The organism is Paenibacillus sp. FW126-R14 (assembly GCF_058789495.1).
Genome location: NZ_JBYTBS010000007.1, coordinates 38,098 through 62,380, shown reverse-complemented (window position 1 = coordinate 62,380; position 24,283 = coordinate 38,098). Strand labels below are relative to the sequence as shown.

General features: G+C 49.0%; 17 protein-coding genes. 3 read left to right on the top strand and 14 right to left on the bottom strand.

Features of this window, described 5'->3' with window-relative positions:
- Nucleotides 1-173 precede the first annotated feature (173 nt).
- From AC3WRW_RS06945 to AC3WRW_RS06935, 3 genes are all read left to right on the top strand, one after another.
- Nucleotides 174-1,469 (top strand): 6-phospho-beta-glucosidase, encoded by a 1,296-nt coding sequence (locus AC3WRW_RS06945; protein WP_492545613.1) that lies wholly within the window; start codon nt 174-176, stop codon nt 1,467-1,469.
- 2 nt (nt 1,470-1,471) lie between these two features.
- Nucleotides 1,472-2,488, top strand: a complete 1,017-nt coding sequence (locus AC3WRW_RS06940; protein ID WP_492545612.1) for an N-acetylglucosamine kinase — start codon at nt 1,472-1,474, stop codon at nt 2,486-2,488.
- 205 nt (nt 2,489-2,693) lie between these two features.
- Nucleotides 2,694-3,128 (top strand): hypothetical protein, encoded by a 435-nt coding sequence (locus tag AC3WRW_RS06935; RefSeq protein WP_492545611.1) that lies wholly within the window; start codon nt 2,694-2,696, stop codon nt 3,126-3,128.
- A gap of 141 nt (nt 3,129-3,269) precedes the next feature.
- On the opposite strand, the gene AC3WRW_RS06930 is transcribed toward AC3WRW_RS06935, so the two are convergent.
- From AC3WRW_RS06930 to AC3WRW_RS06865, 14 genes are all read right to left on the bottom strand, one after another.
- On the bottom strand, nt 3,270-5,747 hold the full coding sequence (locus tag AC3WRW_RS06930) for an S-layer homology domain-containing protein (protein WP_492545610.1): 2,478 nt from the start codon (nt 5,745-5,747) through the stop codon (nt 3,270-3,272).
- Nucleotides 5,748-5,783: 36 nt separating this feature from the next.
- Nucleotides 5,784-9,275, bottom strand: coding sequence for an Ig-like domain-containing protein (locus AC3WRW_RS06925; RefSeq protein ID WP_492545609.1), 3,492 nt, complete (start codon nt 9,273-9,275; stop codon nt 5,784-5,786).
- 130 nt (nt 9,276-9,405) lie between these two features.
- Nucleotides 9,406-10,509, bottom strand: a complete 1,104-nt coding sequence (locus AC3WRW_RS06920) for a response regulator (RefSeq protein ID WP_492545608.1) — start codon at nt 10,507-10,509, stop codon at nt 9,406-9,408.
- 3 nt (nt 10,510-10,512) lie between these two features.
- On the bottom strand, nt 10,513-13,623 hold the full coding sequence (locus tag AC3WRW_RS06915) for an ATP-binding protein (RefSeq protein ID WP_492545607.1): 3,111 nt from the start codon (nt 13,621-13,623) through the stop codon (nt 10,513-10,515).
- A gap of 172 nt (nt 13,624-13,795) precedes the next feature.
- Nucleotides 13,796-14,701: an EamA family transporter RarD gene (gene rarD, locus AC3WRW_RS06910; RefSeq protein ID WP_492545606.1), complete on the bottom strand. Its 906-nt coding sequence runs from the start codon at nt 14,699-14,701 to the stop codon at nt 13,796-13,798.
- Nucleotides 14,702-14,888: 187 nt separating this feature from the next.
- Nucleotides 14,889-15,770, bottom strand: coding sequence for a carbohydrate ABC transporter permease (locus AC3WRW_RS06905; RefSeq protein WP_492545605.1), 882 nt, complete (start codon nt 15,768-15,770; stop codon nt 14,889-14,891).
- A 20-nt stretch (nt 15,771-15,790) separates the two neighbouring features.
- A complete protein-coding gene (locus AC3WRW_RS06900; RefSeq protein WP_492545604.1) occupies nt 15,791-16,672 on the bottom strand; it encodes a carbohydrate ABC transporter permease in 882 nt (293 codons plus the stop codon).
- A 90-nt stretch (nt 16,673-16,762) separates the two neighbouring features.
- Nucleotides 16,763-18,124, bottom strand: a complete 1,362-nt coding sequence (locus AC3WRW_RS06895; RefSeq protein ID WP_492545603.1) for an extracellular solute-binding protein — start codon at nt 18,122-18,124, stop codon at nt 16,763-16,765.
- Between the two features lie 102 nt (nt 18,125-18,226).
- Complete coding sequence (locus tag AC3WRW_RS06890; RefSeq protein WP_492545602.1) at nt 18,227-19,030, bottom strand: response regulator transcription factor; 804 nt, start codon at nt 19,028-19,030, stop codon at nt 18,227-18,229.
- Nucleotides 18,996-20,798 carry a sensor histidine kinase gene (locus AC3WRW_RS06885; protein ID WP_492545601.1) on the bottom strand — a complete coding sequence of 601 codons (1,803 nt, stop codon included), beginning with the start codon at nt 20,796-20,798 and terminating at the stop codon, nt 18,996-18,998. The genes AC3WRW_RS06890 and AC3WRW_RS06885 overlap by 35 nt, the downstream gene beginning before the upstream one ends.
- Before the next feature lie 542 nt (nt 20,799-21,340).
- A complete protein-coding gene (locus AC3WRW_RS06880; protein ID WP_492545600.1) occupies nt 21,341-21,556 on the bottom strand; it encodes a hypothetical protein in 216 nt (71 codons plus the stop codon).
- 301 nt (nt 21,557-21,857) lie between these two features.
- Nucleotides 21,858-22,946: a nitric oxide synthase oxygenase gene (locus AC3WRW_RS06875; RefSeq protein WP_492545599.1), complete on the bottom strand. Its 1,089-nt coding sequence runs from the start codon at nt 22,944-22,946 to the stop codon at nt 21,858-21,860.
- A 54-nt stretch (nt 22,947-23,000) separates the two neighbouring features.
- Nucleotides 23,001-23,330 carry a hypothetical protein gene (locus AC3WRW_RS06870; protein ID WP_492545598.1) on the bottom strand — a complete coding sequence of 110 codons (330 nt, stop codon included), beginning with the start codon at nt 23,328-23,330 and terminating at the stop codon, nt 23,001-23,003.
- 15 nt (nt 23,331-23,345) lie between these two features.
- Nucleotides 23,346-24,044 carry a pirin family protein gene (locus AC3WRW_RS06865; RefSeq protein ID WP_492545597.1) on the bottom strand — a complete coding sequence of 233 codons (699 nt, stop codon included), beginning with the start codon at nt 24,042-24,044 and terminating at the stop codon, nt 23,346-23,348.
- Nucleotides 24,045-24,283 lie beyond the last annotated feature (239 nt).

The window sequence follows — 24,283 nt, the reverse complement described above, 5'->3', positions numbered from 1 at the left end:
ATTACAAGATGATTCTCTCCTATCGTAACGGAATCCAATTCATCCATCAAGAAATTTTATTTCAAAATAAATTTATCAAACTAAAATTAAATTCCAATTTATATTGCAGGCTTGAAGAAGGCGGTGCTATAATAACAGCAAGATTGAGATGACTTGAAAGGGTGAGAACACGGATGAACAACAAGTTGAAAATTGCGATTATCGGCTCAGGAAGCACCTACACGCCGGAGCTTATTGAAGGCATGATTAAGCGGAAAGATGCGCTGCCAATAGAAGAACTCGTGCTCATGGACATTGATGAAAGAAAGCTTCACATTGTCGGAAGTCTATGCGAGCGCATGATTCAAGCCTCCGGTATGCCATGCAAAGTGGTCATGACACAGGATTTGGATGAAGCGCTGAAGGATGCCAGCTTCGTTCTGTCGCAAATTCGCGTAGGCAAGCTGCCTGCCCGCGTGCTCGATGAAACGATTCCGCTCAAATATGATCTAATCGGTCAGGAAACTTGCGGTATCGGCGGATTTTTCAAAGCGATGCGGACGATTCCCGTTATGCTTCATATCGCGGGGCGCATGAAAGAGCTGTGCCCGGATGCTTGGCTGATCAACTTCTCCAACCCGGCGGGCATCATCACAGAAGCTCTGCTGAATCATTCCGATGTGAAAATGCTAGGTCTCTGCAATGTTCCTTATAACATGTTCAAAAGCATTCGCGAAACATTGCAGCTCGACCATCCGAGCTTTACTTATGTCGGCCTGAATCATTTGAGCTGGATTACGTCGATCGAGCAGGATGGCAAGGATTATGTGAAGACTGCGCTTGAGATGGGACTTAACAGTGAAACGATGAAAAACATTCCTTCCAGCGGCTTCAGCAAAGAGGTCATTCAAATGGTCGGAGCGATCCCTTCCTCTTATATGGAATATTATTACTATAATAAGAAGAAGCTGAATCTGTTAAAAGAAGCTGAATTGACGCGCGGCGAGAAATGCATGCAAATCGAGGAAGAGCTTCTCGGCATTTATGAGGATTCGGAGCTTCATTCGAAACCGGAGCTGCTTTCCACTCGCGGAGGCGCGAATTATTCAGAAGTTGCGATCTCTTTGGTGGATGCTATCTATAACGATAAACAAGAGGTTCATGTTGTTAATCTGCTTAACAACGGAGCGCTGGACTTTATGGAAGACTCCGATGCGGTTGAGGTTTGTGCCGTGATCGGCAAGGATGGCGCGAAGCCAATCAAAGTGAATGATTTTGGCAACCGTCATATCATTGACTACATGCGTATGGTTAAAGCCTACGAGCGTGAAACCGTAGCGGCTGCCGTGAGCGGAAGCGAGGATGCGGCTATGCGCGCCATGTTGATGAATCCGTTAGTCGGCGATTACAATGCGGCTTACCAATGCTTCCATGAGCTGAAAGAAGCTCATAAGGCGTATCTCCCGCAGTTCTTCGCCAACGAGAAATAGCCATGATCATGAAGGAACCTAACTATATCATCGGCGTCGATGGCGGGAACAGCAAAACCGACTACTTTTTGTTCGATATTCAAGGAAACTTTATCGATCACATTAACACCGGAACCTGCAGCCATGAGCAGTTCCGTGACGCTTACGAGAGTTCATACCGCGTGATGAACGAAAACATTCAGGAGCTGCTTTCGCGCAACGGTTTGAAGCTGGAGGATGTTTCTGCCGGAGCTTTCGGACTGGCTGGCGCAGACATCCCCTCGCAGAAAGAAAATTTGCGCGGAGTCATCGAGCGCATCGGCTTCACGCACTATGCGATGGACAACGACTCCTTCCTCGGCGTAAAAGCCGGCAGTGAGAAGGGCTTCGGCATCTGCTCCATCAACGGCTCCGGCGCATCGACCGGCGGCATCTCGCCGAGCGGCCGCCGGCTGCAAGTCGGCGGCGTAGGCAGCGAGCTGTCCGGCGACGAGGCCGGCGGCTTCTTCTTAGCCCGGAAAGTGCTGCGGGCTGTGTACGACGCCTTCTACCGGATGGGCCCGGAAACGGGACTAACGCAGCCGGTCATGGACGAATTGCAAATTCCGAGCAAGGAATTGTTCATTGAATTCGCTTTAGATGGCATGCTTAAGCGAACCTTGCCGACAACGCGACTCGTGCAAATTTTGTTTGCCGCTGGCGATGCGGGGGATCCGGTGGCTCTGCAAATCATCGACAACACAGCCAAACAGCTGGCTTGTTCGACGGTTGGCTGCCTGCACAATCTGGATTTCGAGCCCGGCCAAGAGGTCGATCTCATACTGGCGGGCTCCGTCTGGGTCAAAGTCGAAAGCCCGCTCCTGCTCGAAGGCTACAAGCAGCACATTGCAAGCTTAACTGCCCACAGCTGCAATTTCATTCTGCTGCAGGTTCCGCCTGCTGCAGGCGCCGTCCTTTGGGCGCTGGAGCTGGCGCAAGGTCGCCCCGTCGATACGGCGACCCGGGAGAAAGTGATTGCCGCGGTCGCACCGCTGCTATAATGAAAAGGCTATTCCTCAACTTTGGCTTGGGGGATTGCCTTTTTTTCACTCCTCCTGCTAAGCTAGCTACTTCAAGTAATCAAATCTTTCCTCTCCCGCGCAGACACGCGTACCACACTTTAACACTTTCATGTTAAAATAGGTTTTAATTCTTTATTCTACCAAAAAGTGAGAATAACTAGTGTTATACGAAAAGGAGTGACTAATGAAAAGGCTATTCATCTACGCATTGGTCGTTATAACAAGCTACATGACCGGAGTTATTTTTTATAAAACAACCATGTATTTACTAGCCATACCTGAAACAAGCGAAATTGATTTACTATATCCTTGGATAACCGTCTTTTTTCTTTTTTTTGCTCTTCCGATGTATTTTGTAATCATCACTCTGCTTCGCTTCATCAAACCTCGTTCAAACCTGATAAATAATTTATTAAAAACTGTCATGTTGTTAATTTTCAGCCTTTTTAGTGCGCTAATCGTCCCGTTTATGTTCGGTGGTTTTGGATATTTAGGCAGAAGTGAATTTTTCTTTTCAGAATTCGCAATTCTACTTTATTCATTTTTTGCAGGTACCTCCTTGCTATTTTCTATTTCTTCATCAGCAGCCGAAAAATATCTGAGCAACATACAAGGATAAACGACTTCGTCGTCCTCTTAGGACGAGCGCGTTTGTCAAGGTAGATGCGAAGCAAAAGTATAAAACTTATCCTTTCTTATCTACTAAAAAAAGGGCTACCCCCACGTCTTCGACGCAGCAGGATAGCCCTTAAATGCAATTTTAATTATTAATCAAATTTGCTTGCTGAAGCAGCCTTCTCATCATTGCTGCCGTCTGAGCGCGGGTCACATTTTCCTGCGGCATAAGACTTTGATGATCTCCTTGAAGAATGCCGTTCGATACTGCACCCGCCATGGCTTGCTTAGCCCAGTCTGCTACAGCTTGATGATCATTGAAGCTTTGCAGCTGCTTGGCTGCCTCTTCCGCTGTCGTTTGACGAAGCTTGGCAAGCTTGGAAGCCTGATTCAAGATTACGGCTGCTTCCGCTCGCGTAATGGTCTGATTCGGACGGAAAGAGCCATCCTCATAACCGCTTACCAACTGATAGGACAGCGCCGTTGCTACCGCGTCGGCATACCAATCTCCGCTCCGAACGTCAGAAGGCAGAGCCGCGCTAAGTCCCCGCTTAATGCCAAGCGATCGAACCATAATAGATATAAATTCCGCTCGTGTAATCGATTGATCCGGTGCGAACGATTGTTCATTTACACCTTGGACAATGAGTCGGGAAGCCATGTCATTAACATCCTGCTTGCTCCAATGCGTCTCTACATCGGCAAATTGTTTGGGACTATAAACGACGGCGTATGTGCTGTTCGTCAAGCTGTTAATAACAGCGTAGTCATGGCCGTCTTTTGTCGTAATTTTCGTCGGTACATGTGAGAATGAACCATCCGGGTTCAAGACAATCCCCGTCGAGATTTGCGAAGCTTGCACGCCTGCCGGAAGCATGATCATTCGCTCCACGTAGTTATTAAAACGCTGTACATCCACTGACTTGTCGCCCAACGAAGCCGTGACTTCAAAATTGACAGGCTGTGCAGCCATATGAACGCCGTTCTCGGCTGCTGTCTTCTGCATGCTATCAAGCGTTTCTTTGGACGGCAAAGCGATTTTCACATTCACAATAATGTCCTGCAGCTTGATATTGCTTCCCAGCTTAGAGGAAATATCATCAATTTTCATTTGGCTGGCAGGAAGCGTATACGAAGCGCGGTCGGTCTTGATTTCGAGTACGGCTTCCTTCGTTTCCATCAGCTTTACCATTTGACCTGTTAATTGACCGACGACCGTTTCACTGTTCCCGGCCACTGGGACGGTAATCACTTTGATTCCCTCTTTCTCCAGCTTGCCGATGATCTTGCTTTGATCCAGCTTAACGGTAGTAATCGTACGATTTCCGACTTTTTCAGTAGTAGCTTCCGCTAATTTGTCCTGTTTCACGCCATCTACGATAATGGTAATCCCGGGATTGCCGGACGTTGGTTCCGTACCTGTCGGAGCACTTTCGCTCGAATGCTGCGAGTTGCCCGAAGGTGAATCCCGGTCAGGGCGCGCACGGTAAACATTCACCGTATAATCTTGCTTCGTTACGCCGTCCTGCGCTGTCACCCTAATGATAATTGCGTTATTGCCCGGTTTCAGCACGATACTCTCCGAATCCGTACCGCTATTCAGCATCACACCATTAACACTGAGCTTGGCTGAAGGTTCATAAACGGCAGCGTTCACAGTAAGAGAAGCGACGTTCTGACCCACAGAAGCCGTATAAGTTGTCGTTATCGGTGAAAACAGGGGTGACAACGTGCCTGCACTTGTCGATAAGCTGCTTAATTGTGCGTTAGTTGAAGGCGCACGACTGACAACAACGGTGTACGTGTTCGTGTAAGAGCCGTTTGCCGCTGTCACCTCCACCGGTATGGCATTGTCGCCGGTTGCAAGGGCAATCGGTGCCGAAGGCACACCGCTCACTGCTGGCGCTCCATTGATTGTAAGCGTGGCATCAGGGTCATATAACACCGCCGTTACACTCGTCTCATAGACAGAATGACTGACACTTTGACGATAGGCGTTGTTCCCTGCTGTAAAGGCAGGAGATAACTCCCCGGTAGTCGTCGATAGTGCGCTAAGATCGGCCAGACCGGATTGGCCTATAGTTACAAGTGCTCTCATGTCGTTGCCTGAAGCATCTGTTACGTTAAGTTTTTCCGGGTTGGAAGCATCCACGGACAACAGCGTGCTGCCGGAGGGAATGCTGCTCTTAATCTTGAAATGAACCACAAATAGTTGTTGAGCCGCGACAATCGGGAGGTCGCCTCCAGAAATATCAAACCATCCCATCCGAATCCATCCTGATGTCGAATTAATGGATGCTTGGAAGCAGCCCTCCTGGTCCTCTAGGCATGCCGTCCCGGAAGCATTGCCATACGATGGCGTCACGCTCACCGCTTCCAGCACATTCTGATCGTAATCCAGTTGTAAGCCATAGGCTGCAATGCCCGGATACGCGGGGGTCACCGTTACAGGAATGTCGACCTGCTGACCGACCGTTCCTTGAACCGATGGGATGGAGAACTGAACGTTTGCCGGAGCCCCCGCCATCACTTGAACGGGGATACTTTGGCTGATACCGATCAAGAACAGCGTCGCACATATCCACATGATCACTTTGTGAAAATTTTTAATTATATCAGGCATGAATTGACCTCCGTATCCATTCTGCAAATCCAATTACTACGGTGTGAAAGTATTAAATTTCTTGTAAATCGCTGACCCCATATTTGTTTTTGTCCAATGATTCAACGCAAAAGTCGTCATACCGCCCTTGGTCCCTGATTTACGGGTCAGGATTCCGCCTCCTGGCAAAATCGACGTGGCGCTAGTTGCATTCGGTGTTCCCAAAACATCAATTACTTGACCGTTCTTTTTCAAAATAAGAGCTGTCGTTACAAACGTATTCGGGTCGTACATCGATATATCGTCATTGAAGTACGTAATATTCATAAGATCAAACGCATCATAAAAGATAGAGTCTATCATGATAAAAGGCACTTTGGGAGATATAGGAAAAAGAGCTCTAGAATACGAGCGGATTGATTTGGTAGCTTTCATATACTGCTGTACTTCCACTTCATAACCGCTCGCTTTATCTGAAGGCTGTCCGTTACCTGGATAATAAATCGCTAGGGCTATTCGGCCATTTCCTCCATCCAAATACTCCGAAAAGAAAGGATTTAACGTCTGGGGCACCGCTGTAATCTTCATACTGTTCGAAGTGGCGGCAACCCCTTTCGTCAGCGCACTTGCCTTCGCGGTGACACTAAAATTCGTAATATCGCCTGAGAAGACGCGCCAATCATGTTCCAGTAGTAGGTAAGCTTTGCCGCTGTCAACATAGGCTAAGGCAATGCTTAATCCGGGAGGCGCATTGTTCAACTGAAAATCCGATTCATCTGCCGCAGCTTTAAACGTATCGCCGGTCACGCTGAGTGTGATCAGGGCCGCATCCAGATTGTTTTCTGTTAACGATTCAGGGTCCGTTTCAGCCGTTAACGTTGTTGCTACCACGACCGCAGACGTTGTAAACGACCAGGCACTGCTGCCCGTGAGGCCTGCGAACGAATTGTTGGAAGCATCGACGAATGCCCCCGCATCCATTTCCACATAATAGTCCGTCCCTCCCACCAGGGTTGGAACTTTGATCGTCACAGTTTCGCCGCTGATCGACACATTCGCTGTATCGGTTACTAATCGTTTGGCAACTTCGCTCTGATCCGAAGTCTTGCGTAGCCTCACATATTTTCCGCTCACTGCAGTAACATTCTTACTAAAACTCACCGTAAGGGACGGCAGAGACGCATCGACGGACATGGCACCTTTATTCGGCGTGAGAGCCACAATCGCCGGAGGCGTTTTGTCCCAAGTCGTGAAGGTCCAAGCACTGGTACCCGTTAGTCCGCCAAATGGATTGCCTGAAGCATCCGTGAAGGCTCCCGCTTCGATCTCTACGTAATAGCTCGTGCTCTCGGCCAACGGAGGAAGGGAAACCGTCACCACCTTGCCGTTCACATGGATGGAATTCGTATCGTTCGCCGTATAGGTAGCAAGTGCAAGATGATCCGCAGATTGACGGATGATCACCTGTTTGCCGCTGATCGCAGTAACATTCTCATCAAAAGTCATGCTAAGCGATGATAGTGCCGCATCGACGGACACTGCATGATTGCTCGGCGTGAGCGCTGCAATCTTCGGCGGTGTTTTGTCCCAAGTCGTGAACGTCCAGGCACTGGTACCCGTTAGTCCTGCGAATGGATTGCCTGAAGCATCCGTGAAAGCTCCCGCTTCGATCTCTACATAATAACTTGTGCTCTCGGCCAACGGAGGAAGGGAAACCGTCACCACCTTGCCGTTCACATGGATGGAATTCGTATCGTTCGCCGCATAGGTAGCAAGTGCAAGTTGATCCGCAGATTGACGGATGATCACCTGTTTACCGCTGATCGCCGAAACATTTTCATCAAAAGTCATGCTAAGCGATGATAGTGCCGCATCGACGGACGCTGCATGATTGCTCGGCGTTAGCGCTGCAATCTTCGGCGGTGTTTTGTCCCAAGTCATGAACGTCCAGGCACTGCTGCCCGTTAGTCCACCGAATGAATTGCCTGAAGCATCCGTGAAAGCTCCCGCTTCGATCTCTACATAATAACCCGTGCTCTCGGCCAACGGAGGAAGGGAAACCGTGACCACCTTGCCGTTCACATGGACGGAATTCGTATCGTTCGCCGCATAGGTAGCAAGTGCAAGTTGATCCGCAGTTTGGCGGATGATCACCTGTTTACCGCTGATCGCAGAAACATTTTCATCAAAAGTCATGCTAAGCGATGATAGTGCCGCATCGACGGACGCTGCATGATTGCTCGGCGTGAGCGCTGCAATCTTCGGCGGTGTTTTGTCCCAAGTACTGAATTTCCAGGCACTGCTGCCGTTCAGGCCGCCAAAAGGATTATGCCAGACGTCTTGGAACGCACCGGCTTCAATTTCCACATAATAGTCCGTGCTTTCCTGCAGTCCTGTGACAAGAATGTCTATTTTATTGCCGTTGATCGTAATTTTAGTAGTGTCGTTCGCTGCATAGTCTGCCAGGACTGTGTTATCAGACAGTTTGCGAATTTGTATATGTTTGTCCGTAGCGGTTATGTTTTTGCTCAAAGTGATGCTGAGTGCCGACAAGCCTGGATCCACATTGACCTGCTCGTTAACCGGAGCCATTAATGTTGCAACCGGGACCGAAGTATCCTGTACCTTGGCGCTTGCGGCACTAATGACTTGTTTCCCGGCTGGACCACCTAGCTCGACAGGGGTAACGCCAAAGAACAAATAGTTGCCCACATCGGATTCTCTAACCGTGTAAGTAGAGGAAACAGCCCCCGCAATCGGCGCTTTATCACTGCCGTCCGCCTTACTGCCAATGTACCATTGCAGTTGTTTCGGTCCTTCCGGCGTCTTCTCTACATCGAAATATGTGTAATTCCCCGTCAACTGTTGGCCAATTTCTGCTCGACCGTCAAGACTAACGCTGCGAGCGATAGGTACATCATTGATATCTCTAAAAATTGCCGTATAATTCAAGACATCCGATCCGCTGCCCGATCCCCCGACATATAAACTAGTCAGTGCTACAGCGTCTGCATTCGTAATAACGCCATCCCCATTAATATCCATCATCATGATCTCATCTTCGCTTACGAACACTTTGCCGCTAAGGTAACGAGAGATGAATAACGCGTCCGCAGTCGTCACAACGCCATCGCCGGTAAAGTCGCCAAGCTTATTGATCTCCACCTGAAACGTATCTGTAACGAGATTGCCCTGAGTATCGGTTCCGCTAAGCGTAAACACCGGCGTTCCCGGAGCGTTCACTGTAATCGTGGCCACGAATCCGTGTAATGATCCGGTTGCCGAACCGGGATTGCTGGATACAAGGCTTAGTCCCGTACATCCATTAAATCGATCGGATACGTTGAAGTTGAACGTCGATTGCGTATCCGCCGCAGAATCGCGCGGGGCCCAGCTCATGCTATTCGTAAAAATAGGTTTGACTTTCACTGTCTGCGCTTGAACCGGCAACGAAAGGGATGCAAACGGAACGGCCAACGCCATGGCCCCGGCAAGCATGCCTATTTTGGCGGCTAGCTTCCAAGCTTTATTTTTTTTGACAAGGTGCATGATCAAATCTCCTTCATGACATAGTCTCCATTCGACAATAATCGAGTTAATTATACAAATACACAATAAACAAGGAATAAACAAAAAAGAGCCCCGGCATCAAAATTGATTTCCAGCGGGCTCTTTCTATTCATTCATTTAAACTTGTAATCAGGTTTTTAATGCTAGGATTGGGCTTCGTTCCGAGCTCATGCTGCAGCGCTGCTTCCAGTATACGATATTGTCGCAGCGCTTCATTTCTCCTCCCAAGTTCTATAAACAAGCGGATCATTTCATGGCTGACGTCTTCCCGCAGAGCATCCAACTTAAGAATTTCGCCAAAGTAATGCAAGGATTTTAGCGGCTCGCTCCTCTGCAGATGGAGTCTGGCAGCCGATTCCAGAAGCAGGATATAATTCTGATCGAGCTGACGCATTGGAGCGCTCGCCCATTCATAGGCTTTCCCTTTTAAGAGCTGTCCCGTATACAGCGCTTCCGCTTGTTCGAACAGTTCGGCGTTGTTCGTAGGGGCCAGTCGACTCTTCTTTATTAACCGTTCCAACTCATACAAGTCGCAATAAACGCTGCTCTCATCAATCCGAATTTCGTTTCTGTCTGCAACAATACAATGTGCCGCCTTACTGTCGCTGATCGCTTTGCGAATATAGTACAAGGTCGAGTTCAGATTCTTCCACGCCTTCTCCGGTTCCAGGCCGCTCCATAAGGTATCGATGATTTCTTCCCGGCTGACGGTTCTCTTGCAAACAAGAAAAGCAAACAGCTCTTCGGTTTTCGGGCTTCTCAGCTTAATCTGCGCTTTGTGCTGATCTTTACGATACAACTTCAGGCCATTTAACAGGTGAATCGCTATGGAAGGTTCAACAGATGAGACTCGCAGTTTTTTTCTGATTTTGTCCAATGTTTTGGACATTCGCTGGGTAGTTACAGGCTTTAATAAATAATCTATGGCGCTCACATCGTAGGCTTGTAAGGCATAATTGTCATGCCCGGTTACAAAAACCACGTCTAGAGAATCATCGAGTTCAAACAACAGGCCGGAAAGCTTCATTCCGTTAATCTCCGGCATAGAAATATCCAGGAAGGCAACGTCGACCGGATTGGATTTCACAAACTCGTAGGCTTCCACCGGGTTCAGAAACATACCGCAAATCTCGATCTCACCGCTATCGATGAGGATATTTTTCAACCTTTTTATCGATAATTCCTCATCATCTACGATAATGGCACGAAGCATGCTTTAACCTCCAATCTGTCTGGGCGGGTGTGCAGGAATGGCAAAGGAAACCTTCGTCCCTACTCCTTCCTCACTTTCGATCCGAATATCTTTTCCGTAAAGAAGCTTGATACGCCGGCTTATGTTCCACAGTCCAACGCCCTTCCTTCCCGTACCCGTTAACCTTATTTCCTCAAGCTTGCTCTCGCTCATACCGCATCCGTTGTCGGCTACGACGAAGTTGACCATGCCTTCTCCGTTCAGTTTTACCGATATATGGACCGTACCTCCCCGAAAATTGGACATAAGGCCATGCTGTATCGCGTTTTCCACTAACGGCTGCAAAATAAGCGGGGGAAGCCCGATATCCAGATTGGCATCCACATCGTACTCCACTTGTAATCTGGAGCCAAAACGTGCCTTCTCGATATTGATATACGCTTGTACCAGCTCCAGTTCGCTCTGAATCGTGGTTAGCGCATCCAATTGCTCGAAATCGAAGCTGCTTCTCAAATACTGCGAAAGCTGGAGGGTCAATTCCTCCGCCTGTTGAGGCTCATCCATACAAAGTGCGGCGATGGAGTTAAGCGCGTTGTACAAGAAATGAGGCTTGATCTGGGATCGCAGAAAAGCGATTTCAGCTTCCTTCGAGCTTTTTACGGAAGCTTTCAATCGGGTTAGGCTTCTAACTCGTGCCATGAGCTCTTCGGCTTCAAACGGCTTCCCGACAAAATCGTTCGCCCCATTCTCAATCGATAAGATCATATCGGTAACTCTATTTTTAGCCGTCAGCATCAGAACCGGCAGTTCGAAGGGAGAGAACCTTTCCCGAATGGCTTGCAGCACCTCAAAGCCGGACATGCCGGGCATCATCATATCCAGCACAACCAGAAAGAAGTCCCTGTTCTTCGATAGCTCATCCAGCGCCATCTGTCCTCGATTCACAACAACAAAGGAATATCCCTCCAGCTTGAGCAAATTAATCATGGATTGGAGGTTGGCGAAATCATCATCCACCACGAGAATAGGCTCGTCCTTATCCCCCTGGACATAGATGGGATACTCGGGATAGGAGATATTTACATCGATCGGCGAACGTTCATTTTCCTCGGCGAATCTGTTGCTTTTTCTCGAAGCCGTAACGGATAGAGGAATGGTGAAACGAAATACCGATCCTTGTCTCTCCATAGAATCTACACGAATTTGACCGCCGTGAAGCTCTACTAATTTTTTCGTTATGCTTAATCCGAGACCCGTTCCCCCAACATTCTTAGTTTCCGAAGGATCACCCTGTTCAAAGGCATTCCATATGCGAGCCTGCATATGCGGCGGAATCCCGAGGCCTGTATCCCTCACACGAACCTCAATCATGTCGCGGATCACCTCAGCGCTCACTTCTATGACACCCTGATCTGTAAATTTGACAGCATTGCCGATCAAATTATGTAAAATCTGTATCAATCGGTTGCCATCCGCATACACCGCAGGAATATCTTCGGAAACTCCGTTCACAAGCAGGAGCGGTTTCCCAGCCAGCAGAAACCCGTGCATTTTGATCACGGAATCGACGACAGCTCTCAAATCGATACTGCTCTTAAGCAGAGCAATATCACCGTGCTTCATTTTGGAATAATCGAGCAATTCGTTGACCAAATGAGTTAATCTTTTTCCGCTGTCCATGACCACAGCCAAATTCTGTGCTTGCCTATCCGGCACCGGTCCCTCTACTCCCTTGAGAAGGGAATCCGTTATGTTAACGATGGCATTTAAAGGCGTTTTCAGCTCATGCGATGTATTGGAAAGAAAATCGTCTTTGATCTTATCTAGTTGGAGCAGCTGATTTTTCATATCATCTATCGTATGATAGGCCTCGAAAAAACGAATCGCGATCAATACGATAAGGATGGCATTAAAGATAACAATATAGAATTGCCCCAGCCAGAGATTTTCTTTGAGCGAGAAGGCCAGCATGATGACATCCAGCGAATACAGATTAATACAGAGAATAGCCATGAATAATAGGAAGGACTTCAAGCGACCCTTTTCGGCGCCTCGGATATAAAGCACGGCAATTCTCAATAGCAGCCAAATAATCATCAGCTCATAGACGAAAATAATATAAGGCTGAATCACCATATACACACGAATCGGGAGAACAGCCACCAGAAGGAGATAACCGCCCAATACTATACTGACAACTTGAGTAAACTTTAATGAGACAATACTCTTTTGTAATTGGTAAAAAAAGATGGTCAGGACGATGAAGCTCAAAAGTGAACAAATGTCTTTTATTTTAAACATGAGCTCGAAGGATATTCCATCTAAAAATAATAAGAGAGGCCGCTCCCCGATCAAGCCGTTAAAAATGGCATAAAGCGAGCAAACAATTGCAAATATCAGCAAGGTAGTATCCCTTTTTCCATATAAAGCTGCCGTCACAAAACAGATGATATAAATAAGAGCAAGGGTGCCGAGAATAGCAAACGTGCTGAATTCATGGGCTATGTTCCTCTGAAGGAGCTCCATCATGGCGGTCTGCTCGCCAAAATAAATCGACATCGGTATGCCTGCATTTAAATAATCATAGTTGGCAACTTGAATGACAATTTCGACATCGCCTTTCTCGGCAGCAAAGAAAACGGTCTGCGGAACATTCCCTGATCGGTAATCCGCTGCCGACATTGCTGGTTTTCCATCCTCGGCAAGTTTTTGACCATTAACATACATCGCGCTGGAAAAACGGATATTCGTTTTCTTTAAAGCAAAACTTCCACTGAAAGGCACATGTTTCAGCATAATCCGGTAAGTGGCAGAACCATAAGCAGGCAAAGGGGAACCGTCGATTCGTTTACCATTCCATTGCGAGGGTACTTCCATAAATGCGGTGGGCATGATCCTCGCTGCGCCGCCTTGCTTGAAATCGTCGGGGGTTAATAATTGATTCCAATAAAATTCCCATGTTCCGTCCAGCTTGATAATCTTATTCTGCTTATAATTCCACGCTGAGAGGTCCATGACGCCATCCCGGACTTGCAGCGTATTCATTTGTTTATCATTATCCTTAAGGATAGATAGCGGGATTAACAAAAAAGAAATTAAACCAATCAGGCAAACAATCAAAGTCCTTTTGAGCACAAATTCCCCCCTTTAGCACAGATAAAATCCCTTGAAAGCCCTTATATTCGACAACTTATTTTCGATCCCCTCCAATAAACGACAAAGCGATCTCATTGCAAAAAAGCACACCAAACTCCGTCCGATACCCAGAGCAACTGGAAATCACGAAATTCGATGTGCTTTCTGAATGTTACCCCGCCTTCGCAGCGGCTGCTGCTGCAGCCGCAGTCGTCTTGGCCGCCCGCATGGACGCCAGGGCATAAACGACCAGCGCCGCCCAGATCAAGGTGAAACTGATGAACAGTACCGGCGAGAACTTTTCTTTAAACACAAACACGCTTAGAAACAGCGTGATGGATGGCCCGATGTACTGGATGAAGCCCAGCATCGACAACGGAAGCCGGGCCGCCGCTTTGGCAAACCACAGCAGAGGCAGTGCGGTCGCTGCGCCTGACAATAACAGCAGCACGAACGATACAGTCGGCAAGGACCACGCCGATTCATGATGAGTCAGATGCAAGTAGACGATATAAGCGACAGCTATCGGAAAGACGATCGCCGTTTCCCCGGCAAGACCGATCGAGGCTTCGTAGGAGACCTTCTTTTTCACAAGGCTGTACACGCCAAAAGAAGCCGCCAGCGACAAAGAAACCCACGGGAATCTGCCGTAGTCGATTGTCGCAACGAGAACGCCCGCACCTGCCAAAGCAATGGCCAGCCATTGACCGCGGCTCGGTTTCTCGCTCAAAAATACAACCGCAAGCATCACATTAAACAACGGCGTAATATAATACCCGATGCTCGTCTCGATCACATGGCCGTTATTGACGGCCCAGATGAAGATGAGCCAGTTGGAGGAGATCAGGATGGAACTGGCCGCAACCACAAGCAGCGTTCTGCGGTTTGTAAATATTTTTCGCAGCTGCTCCATTTTGCCCCGACCGACCAGTAACAGAATAGCCATAAAGACGAATGACCAAATGACGCGGTGAGCCAAAATTTCCCCGGCGAGCAGCGTCCCGAACGACTTCCAATAAACAGGCAGCAAGCCCCACGCGGTATAGGCCAAAATGGCGTACCAGAGCCCTTTTTTCATAACGGAATCCTCATTTCTATGTCTATTTACAGAATCCTATGATTCCAGCCGATTCATCCATAGGTCAATTTTGCATTGTCCTATTGTAACATAGAGTGTCACTTCTGTCCGTATGGAACGTCCTTTTTACAAAAAAATAAACCCCCGTTTGACGAGAGTTTGAACAAGTGAACGTTCTATGATTGTACTACCCTTTGACGGAGCCCGCCGCAATCCCTTCCACGATCCGGTTGCTCAGCAGCATGAAAGCCAGCAGGATCGGCAAAATGCTGATCATTAGCGTAGCGCCGATAGCGCCCCAGTCTGTTGTGTATTGGCCGACGAAATTTTGCACCCCGACCGTAAGCGTTTTGTATTTTTCCGAGCTGATGAACGTATTCACGAAAATGAACTCGTTCCAATTGTAGATCATGTTAATGATCACAGCCGTAGATACAACCGATGCCGTCATCGGCAGCGTAATGCTGAAAAACATCCGGTTCACCGAGCACCCGTCCATGACGGCCGCTTCCTCCACCTCACGCGGCAGCGTGTAGTAGAATCCCAGCATGATCATAATCGTAATCGGCAGATTGAAGGAGATATACGACAGGATGATCGACAAGGGATGGTTGGTCAGATGCGTTTTCGAAAAAAAGCTGAACAGCGGAATAAGCGTCGAGTGAACGGGAATCATCAATCCTACCATGAACAATCCAAGCACAAACGATTGCAGCTTCCACTTCATCCGCGTCAAAGCGAAGGTGACGAAGCTTGCCAGCAGCACCGTAAACGCTACAGATACCACCGTCATCCAAACACTGTTGAAAAAGTAGTTATTGATATGGCCCTGCGTCCACACCTTCTCGTAATTTTCCCAACGCAGCCGTTCGGGGAACGCCATTGGCGCCAGATTGAAAATCTCTTCGTTATTTTTCAATGAAAACAGCATGAGCCAAAGCAGCGGAACCACCTGAATCACGGCGACCGCCGTTAGCACAACATACAGCACGCTATACCCAACACGCTCCGGCAGCTTGCTCCGTATCACCTGATGCTGCGCTTGACGCTCTATCGTTTCGGTATTCATCGGAATCAAAGCCCCTTTCGTTACGAATATTGGATATTGTCTTTGGAAGCCGTCGCTTTGCGGATCAGCCACGTCACAACGAGACAAATCACGAGCAGGAAGAAGCCAATCGCGCTGGCATAGCCGAAATCATAGCCTTTGAACGCTTTGCGGTACATGTAGGAGGCCATCACTTCACTGGCTCCGTTCGGGCCTCCGCCTGTCATGACATAGATCAGGTCAAAATACTTCAGCGACCCTACAACCGCAAGAACCACGGTTACTTTCATAACTTCGGCGATCAGCGGGATTCGTATGGATAGCGCAATTCGCCATGGGCTGGCGCCGTCCATGCGCGCGGATTCGATCAACGAAGATGGAACGTTTTTCAAGGCTGCGTAGTAGATCAAAATATAGAATCCCGCGTACTGCCACAGGATAGGAATGAAGATCGCGTAGAGCACAATCGATGGATTCGAGAGCCATTCAGGCGTATGTTGGACCCCCAGCGACATCAGGATATGATTTAGCATCCCGTTCGTCGGGTGGAATATTTTCAACCAGAGTTGGGCGATGGCCACGGAGGACAGCAGCATCGGAATTAAGTAGATTTTGCGGAAAAAGTTCGCTCCGCGCAGGTTTGCCGACAGCACCAAAGCGACCAGCAGGTAGACAAGCAGGCTTAGCGCCGAGAAAATCGCCAGCAGGAACGAATGCTTGGCACTGCTCCAGAACAATTCGTCGCGCAGCAGCTCCATGTAATTTTGCAAGCCGATAAAGCTCATTTTACCGACGCCGTCCCACTTCATTAATCCGTAATAGCCCGTCATGACGATCGGCATGTAGATCAGGGCCACAACCAGAAGCAGCGAGGGAATGACGTACAAAGCGATCATCGATTTGTTGGACATGACTTTATTCATAACCCGCACTTCCCCTTTCTTCCCGATAAAGGAAAAGGACATACCGCCGCATCGTGTCGGGATATGTCCTTCCCACTCGTTTCGTTGTAGTTACTTGGCTTCCTTGGCCAATGCTTCTTCATGCTTTTTCGCAAAATCTTCCGGCGACACGGCTTTGCCGAACAGCGCTTGAATCATATTCAGGTGAACCTCAGCGGAGGCCGGTTTCATCTGTACGTCAGCGAATAGGGTGATATTGCTCGCTTTATTCAGTTCATTCAGTAAGTCCATATACATTTGCGGAAGCTTCACTTTGGACGTGTCTACTTTCGTCGCAGGAATGACGCCTGCTTCGGAAATCGCGTGTTCGCCCCACTTTTGTACGAAGAAGGAGACGAATTTCTTGGATTCTTCTTTGACCTTCGAGTTGTTCGCCACGAACAAGCCTACGCCCGGTCCGCCAACCCAGCTGTCCAGATTCCCTTTGCCGCCATCGACGGTCGGGAATTTGAAGAAGCCGATTTGGTCTTTGAACGCTTGCGGTACATCTTTGTTCGTTGTGTAGTTCGGCAGCTCCCACGTACCCATCATGTACATCGCAGCCTTGCTGTTCATGAATTCCGCTTTGCCCTCATCGTTGGAAAGACCGTTGAAGCCTTTGTTGAACGCGTTCATATCCACGAGCTGCGTCACTTCGGATGCTGCGCGAATTAAGCCAGGATCGTTGAATGAGCCCGAGCGGTCGATCGCCTTCTTCAACGTTTCCGGTCCGCCGATGCGGTCCGCCAGGTACATATACCACAGGGAGCCGGTCCAGCGGTCCTTGTTGCCAAGCGCGATTGGCGCGACGCCGCCGGCGCTGAGCGTTTTGACAACATTTTTAAACTCGTCATACGTTTTCGGAGGCTGCAGGTTAAATTTCGCAAAAATCGCTTTATTGTAGTACACCGGCACGATGTTCAGCTCGACGGGAAGCCCGTAGGTTTTGCCGCCGAAAGCATAGGCGTTTGTCGTTCCGTTGACGAATTTATCCTTCAGATCTCCTTGCAGCAGGTCGTCCAGCGGCGCAAACATGTCGCCCTTCACGTAAGGGTCCATATAGCCTGCCGCCCATGTGAAGCCTACATCCGGCAGTGCGTTGGAAGTGGAAAGCACTTTCATTTTATTTTTATACTGCTCATTCTCAAGCACTTCTTGCTCAATCGTCACATTCGGATTGGCCGTTTGGTATTCTTTTATGATATCGTTTACAATTTTATTTTGCGTGGCGGAGTTTCCGGTCGGCCAGAGGTGCATCATTTTGATCGTAACTTTCTTAGCCGGTTGTGCGCTTTCCCCGCTTGCTTTTGCCGTCTCTTTAGCCGGCTGCGGTGTGCTGGAACCTTGGGTAGAACTGGAACTGGAGCACCCGGATAGAACCAAACCGAGACTAAGCATCGTCGTCATTGTCCATGTAAGCGTTTTTCTTGTCATGCGCTGTTTCCCCCTCAAGCTTTTTGTTTGCTACGAGTTTTATTGTAGCGCTTTCATTACAATGGCAGGGAGTAACAGTTATCGGGAAATATACCACAATTTTTAGGTTTCTATGTGCTCTTCGGCCTCGCTCGCCTGCTTGCGGTATTGATTCGGGGAGACCCCTTCGTACTCTTTGAACAGCTTGATGAAATATTTCGACGTCTGATATCCCACCTGCTCTGAGATGTCCGCAATCGTCTGCCTTGTCTGCAGCAGCAGTTCCTTCGCTTTCTGAATTCTGCTTCGTGCGACGTATTCACTGAAAGTAAAGCCCGTTTGTTCTTTAAAAAGCGCGCTGAAATAGCTCGGATTCAGATGAATATGCCCCGCCACCTCGCTCATGCCGAGAGGCTCCTGGAGGTGCTCCTCCACGTAAAGCACGGCTTGCTGAACCGGTGGACTGTAATTCATGGAGACGGTTTTGGCCTGCATCAGCCGGGAATCGACCATTTTCTCCATCGTTTCCACGCGTCCGCGTTCTTCTTCAATCCGCAGCGCCTGCTCAACGGCTTCTACAAGCTTGCTCTTCTTGATCGGCTTCAGCAAATAGTTAACGACACCTAACTGAATGGCTGTTTGCGCATATTGAAAATCGGGATGTCCCGAAATGACGATCACGACAGGCTTATGTCCTGAACTGCGCGAGTCCTCCACAACCTGCAGCCCGCTGATCTCCGGCATGCGAATATCCGTGATAAGCAGATGCACATGGCGGGTATTCAGCACTTCCAGCGCTTCGGTCCCATTGCTGCTGCTCAAAATGTGATAGCGGCCGACCGACCAGGCTTCGAGCGTTTTGCGAATGCCCTCTCTCGTTAGCGGTTCATCGTCAACGATCAAAATCGTTTTGTTTGGCGGACTCATCGTTCTCCTCCTTATGAATCGGAATATCGAAGCTAATGCTAGTCCCCTGCCGTGGCATGCTTTGTATCGACAGGCCCCTGCTGCCTTCCGGGTAGACCGGGTAATACAGCTGAATGCGGCGCTGCACATTGGATATGGCCATACCCTTTCCTTTGCCGGAAGAAGGCGTGCCTCCGCCTCCGCGCTCCATGGCGCCAAGGATGGCTTGGAGCACTGCCTCGCTCATGCCCGGACCGTCGTCGCTGACGGTGATTCGCAGGTCCGCAGCCTCCACGGGCGACGGCTCTACGCGGATTGTGATTAAACCAGGGTCTGTTTTCCCCTCCAGGCCATGCAGGATCGCATTTTCCACCAACGGTTGGATTAGCAGTTTGGGGATATGAACGTGATTATACCTGTCATCTGCATCGATTTCCCATACCAGACGCGAGCCAAATCTCACGCTCATAATGCTCAAATACCGCTTAATATGCTCCAATTCCTCCCCCATCGTCACCCATTCGTCCTTGTTCGGACTGCCGATGACATAGCGGAACAAGTCGGACATCGCAACAACAAGATCAGCCAGCTCTTCCTCGTCTTTCTCCTGCAAGGACCAGTACAGAGCCTCTAACGTATTGTATAAAAAATGGGGATCTATCTGCGCTTGAAGCGCTTGCAATTCTGTGCGGCTTTGAATCATTTCTTTCTCATATACCAATTTAATGAGTCCGTTGATATTGTCTACCATTTGATTGTAGGTCATATTCAAATCGTTCAGCTCTGTGGTGTACGATTTCGTAAGGTTCGGCGTCAGTACGCCTTGCCGGGTATTTCTCATGGCCCGCATAAGCCTTAGAATCGGCCGCGTAATCATCATCGAGAGCAGGAACGAGAGGATAATGAACAGCACCGAGCCGATCGCCCCGGATACGATAATCGCCCAGCGCAGAACGGAAATGCCGTCTGTGACGTCACTTACCGGATACAGGATCATGAGCGTCCAGCCGGTTTCTTCAGAGGGCTGCTTAACAAGAATGTAGCGCTTCTCTTTCACCGTTACGGTCTGCGAAGATGTTTGCATGAGTTCGCTGATATCTTCGGTGATCTCGCCATCCGTTACAACTGGCCTTGCCGAGCTGTCCGCCAGCACTAATAATTCCGGGTGGCTGCCGGCATCCGCCAGTTGGCTTTGGAAATCAAAGTAGCTCCGATTGATTCGTACAAGCAAATACCCGCCGTTCGAAAACCAACGGTCAATTAAGTTAATACGCCGAATCGCAAGAACCGTCCCCGGCTCCTTCGGGTCATTCCCGATCCAGACCAGCTTCCCTTTTTCCTTGTCCGCCTGTTCGATCCAATTGTGATCTACCCGATCGGAAAGCTTTTGATCATCCAGCGGGAACAAGCGCACAAAGCCGGTCGTGTAAAGCTCTACATTGCTGACGCCGCTGTATGCTTGGATGTGGTTGGCGATTTTCATCAAAGCCTGCCGCTCGCTGAAGCTGACCTCTTTTCCAAGCACATTAGAAAGAAACAGCTGCTGCAAGTACGTGTCATTGACAGCCTGCAGCGTTAACGTATCAATTTGCGTAATGATCGCTTCGAGCCTGCCGTTTGCTTGCGAGGCGATCTGCTTCATCTGCGTTTCCGCCTTCGTATTCAGGAGCGTGGATACAGAGTTGAACGTGATAATGCCGGCGCAAATCAGCACAATAATCATCACGGAAACGAAACCGGCCAGCATCTGATTGCGCAGCGTATTCCAATTAGCCACCTTCTGCCACAAGCGGGGGTTCCCCTTTTCATTTGGATTTATGCAAATGGTTCTTGCCAAATCATACTACAGACGCAAACAAAAGCCTATCAACTTTCGTAGCGGATGAAATCCAATAAACTTGGGCTCACAAGCTATCGCCCTCTAACACAATCATGAAGACCGTCTAGGCAATAAGCCTGACGGTATGGGCTGTAATTCCGCTTTAGGCCCTCTATGTTGTACTTTGTGCAGTATAGAGAGCGTATTTCCGCCTCACCCTCTTCTATGTTGTATTTTATACAACGTTTTGTGCAGAACCCCGCAATTTTCGCGCCATTTGCGCTAAAATGATTGTATTTTGTGCAACGAAGCACGGGATTGCAGAAGATAAATCGCTTTCATATTGTACAAAGTACAACGTAGAAAGTAGGGAGAGAAGGGGTGCTTGGCGTGTAGAGGTCACTTTCGAGTAGTATTGTTGCTTGGTGGGTAGAGGTCACTTCCAGCAGTAAAGTTACTTGGCCTGTAGAGGTCATTTCGAGCAGTATTGTTACTTGGTCTGTAAAGGTCACTTAGAGCAGTATGGTTACTTGGTGTGTAGAGGTCGATTCGAGCAGTATGGCTACTTGGCGTGTTGAGGTAGCTTCGAGAAGTATAGTTACTTGTCTTGTGGAAGTCACTTCGAGCAGTATGGTTACTTGGTCTGTAAAGGTCACTTCGAGCAGTATTGTTGCTTGGTCTGTAGAAGTCACTTCGAGCAGTATGGTTACTTGGTCTGTAGAGTTCACTTCGAGCAGTAAAGTTACTTAGCCAGTAGAGGTCACTTCGAGCAGTATGGTTACTTGGTGTGTCGAGGTCGATTCTAGCAGTTAAGTTACTTGGTCTGTAAAGGTCACTTTGAGCAGTATTGTTACTTGACCTGTAGACGTCACTTCGTACAGCAAAATTACTCGGCCCATAGCACTCCGGATGCCAATAGGCTCCCTAGCATGTGGACACCCCTCAAGGTAGAACTCCCAGCATTGGTTGGGTCCCATAACGCAGAAACCGAAAAAAAGCAGGCCGCCATAGGCGCCTGCCATGTTTCCTCTACTCTTCATCCCGATAAAAAAAATTGGGCAGCTTCACTTCATTGCTGTAATGCTGGTGGAAAATATGCGTCGTCGCCGGAGAAAGCGGCGGAATGAGCCACGTCCAGTCGCCTGTGACTTCACGGTTCGCCCGCTCCTCTTTCTCCTCGAACCGCTTGAACTGCCGCGCTGCGGTATGATGGTCCACGATGGCGACGCCTTGCGATTGAAAGGAATGCAGCACAGCCACATTCAACTCAACAAGAGCCCGGTCTTTCCATAGGGAGGCGTCGCGCCGCGTATCCAAGCCCATCACAGAGGCTACTCGCGGAAGCAGGTTATAGCGCTCTTCATCGGCGAAATTCCGCGCTCCGATTTCTGTCCCCATATACCAGCCGTTAAAAGGCGCCGCCGGGTAATGAAGGCCCCCCATTTCAAGGTACATGTTCGAAACGATCGGCACCGCGTACCACTTGAGGCGCAAATCCGCGAATGCCGCGATATCCGGATGCGCAATGTTCACTTCCTTGACCAGCCCGCTAGGTATCTCAAACCATTGAGGCGCATGATCCCCCATCTGGAGAAGCAGCGGCAAGACATCAAAAGGCGTTCCCGCCCCCTGCCATCCGAGAGACTGGCATCTTGCCGTGATTTGCACGGATGCCGGATCGCCCACGATCCCATCCTCCGTTTTATAGCCCGCATACCGAATCAGCTGCGCATTATGAATAAAAGCCCCAGGTACGGAATCCCGCGTTGGAGGAAAAATAGTGATGACCGGGCGGATTTTGCCGTCGTTCGTCGCCATTTCAATATGCCGAAACAGAGCTTCCGCCATCTCATCTTCCGTTTTTACTTGCCGGGCATCCTGCACCGTCAAAGTTTCCCAGAACAATCGCCCGATACAACGATTGCTATTGCGCCACGCCATTTTCGCCCCGTGCTCCAGCTCTTGAAGCGTGTGCTCGTAGGTACCTTCATACTCAATGGCAAGGGTAATTTCAGCAATGCGGGCTTCGGTTTCACTCGCGCTTTTGCCTAATTCGCTATAACATTCTCTGATAAAAGGCACAGCCTTTTCTAACAGTTGATCCTGAACATCTTTCATAGGTGTAACTCCATTCCGATTGGCGAAAGCTCCCGCAGGGCTTCCTTATATCAACTACAATTGAGCGCTAAACTGATCGGGAACGTAGGCAATTTGGGAAACAGCAACAATCGTCAATTCACCCTGCTCCTCCGAATATTGAACGGCATCATCGCCGACATAAAACCAGATCTTCCGTGTTGGCTCATTCTCTAGCTCTTGGAAAATGAAAACATTAAGTTCATTTTTCCATTTCAAAAGCTCCGCAATACGCTCCTTCTCAATCTTCACGGTAAAAATCCATTGGTCTTGGACCTGCTTCCACGCATAATCAACAGGCTGCTTGCCTGTATCGATAAATGCCCGGCCGCCTACCGCATGCTTCACCAAAAATAGTTCCTTCATCACCGCAGCCTCCTTTTATGGCAGATCGATTAACATGAAATGCGTATCTTCTATCGCACGGAGCGCAAGCGCTGACTCCGCCTCCATGCGGGCGCTGTCCATTGTTTCCAAAACAGCAGTATTAGCCGCTAACTTCCCGCTTATGACCATAAGAAAAATGCGCCGATTGTCTCCTTGATGAAACGGCAATTCTTTGCCAGCCTCCAGCTTGCTGAGGTAGATGCTCATATCCTGATGGATTTTCGCTTTATGCTCGCCGCCTTCAGGCGTGACTACGGGCAGCAGGGCATTCGTCATGGCTTCCGGCACATAAACCACATTTTCAAAAGAAGGCTCCGTCCCCCGTTTCGCCGGCATAAACCAAAGCTGGAACAGGCTGAGAGGCTCCGTTTCGGAGGCATTATACTCGGCATGGATCACGCCGCTTCCCGCTGACATGCGCTGAACGCCGCCCGCTGCCGTTACCGCCACATTCCCTAAACTATCCTCATGCTTAATTGCTCCGCTGAGAACGACGCTGACAATTTCCATATCGCTGTGCGGATGCGGTCCAAAGCCCCGGCCCGCGGCAATTTCATCATAATTGCACACGCGCATAACGCCGAAACCCGTATTATTTTCATCAAAATAATCACCAAATGAAAAGCTCTTGTATCCTTTGAGCCAACCCAAATCCGAGCTGTTTCTCGTGTGCGCAGGAAATACTTGTATCACAGCAATCGCCTCCTTTATTGTACTCTTAGCTTATCACATTCGGACAATCGACTTCCATGTCGGAACAGTGGCGGATTGGTTTCAAAATGAAGACGGAGTCCGGACATCGGGCAAGCACGGGGGAACTATGGACCGTTATTTGGAGAAATTAACCAAAATCGTAATACTAGTGGAACTACAGACTCTTATTTGCTCACAGACACCTGCATTTCCGCCCAAAAGAGCACAATAGCGCCCCC

What these genes read in the sequence shown, in the direction of transcription:
- AC3WRW_RS06945 (WP_492545613.1), top strand. Translation starts at nt 174, where the DNA reads ATGAACAACAAGTTGAAAATTGCGATTATCGGCTCAGGAAGCACCTAC.
- AC3WRW_RS06940 (WP_492545612.1), top strand. Translation starts at nt 1,472, where the DNA reads ATGATCATGAAGGAACCTAACTATATCATCGGCGTCGATGGCGGGAAC.
- AC3WRW_RS06935 (WP_492545611.1), top strand. Translation starts at nt 2,694, where the DNA reads ATGAAAAGGCTATTCATCTACGCATTGGTCGTTATAACAAGCTACATG.
- AC3WRW_RS06930 (WP_492545610.1), bottom strand. Translation starts at nt 5,747, where the DNA reads ATGCCTGATATAATTAAAAATTTTCACAAAGTGATCATGTGGATATGT.
- AC3WRW_RS06925 (WP_492545609.1), bottom strand. Translation starts at nt 9,275, where the DNA reads ATGCACCTTGTCAAAAAAAATAAAGCTTGGAAGCTAGCCGCCAAAATA.
- AC3WRW_RS06920 (WP_492545608.1), bottom strand. Translation starts at nt 10,509, where the DNA reads ATGCTTCGTGCCATTATCGTAGATGATGAGGAATTATCGATAAAAAGG.
- rarD (WP_492545606.1), bottom strand. Translation starts at nt 14,701, where the DNA reads ATGAAAAAAGGGCTCTGGTACGCCATTTTGGCCTATACCGCGTGGGGC.
- AC3WRW_RS06905 (WP_492545605.1), bottom strand. Translation starts at nt 15,770, where the DNA reads ATGAATACCGAAACGATAGAGCGTCAAGCGCAGCATCAGGTGATACGG.
- AC3WRW_RS06900 (WP_492545604.1), bottom strand. Translation starts at nt 16,672, where the DNA reads ATGAATAAAGTCATGTCCAACAAATCGATGATCGCTTTGTACGTCATT.
- AC3WRW_RS06895 (WP_492545603.1), bottom strand. Translation starts at nt 18,124, where the DNA reads ATGACAAGAAAAACGCTTACATGGACAATGACGACGATGCTTAGTCTC.
- AC3WRW_RS06890 (WP_492545602.1), bottom strand. Translation starts at nt 19,030, where the DNA reads ATGAGTCCGCCAAACAAAACGATTTTGATCGTTGACGATGAACCGCTA.
- AC3WRW_RS06875 (WP_492545599.1), bottom strand. Translation starts at nt 22,946, where the DNA reads ATGAAAGATGTTCAGGATCAACTGTTAGAAAAGGCTGTGCCTTTTATC.
- AC3WRW_RS06870 (WP_492545598.1), bottom strand. Translation starts at nt 23,330, where the DNA reads ATGAAGGAACTATTTTTGGTGAAGCATGCGGTAGGCGGCCGGGCATTT.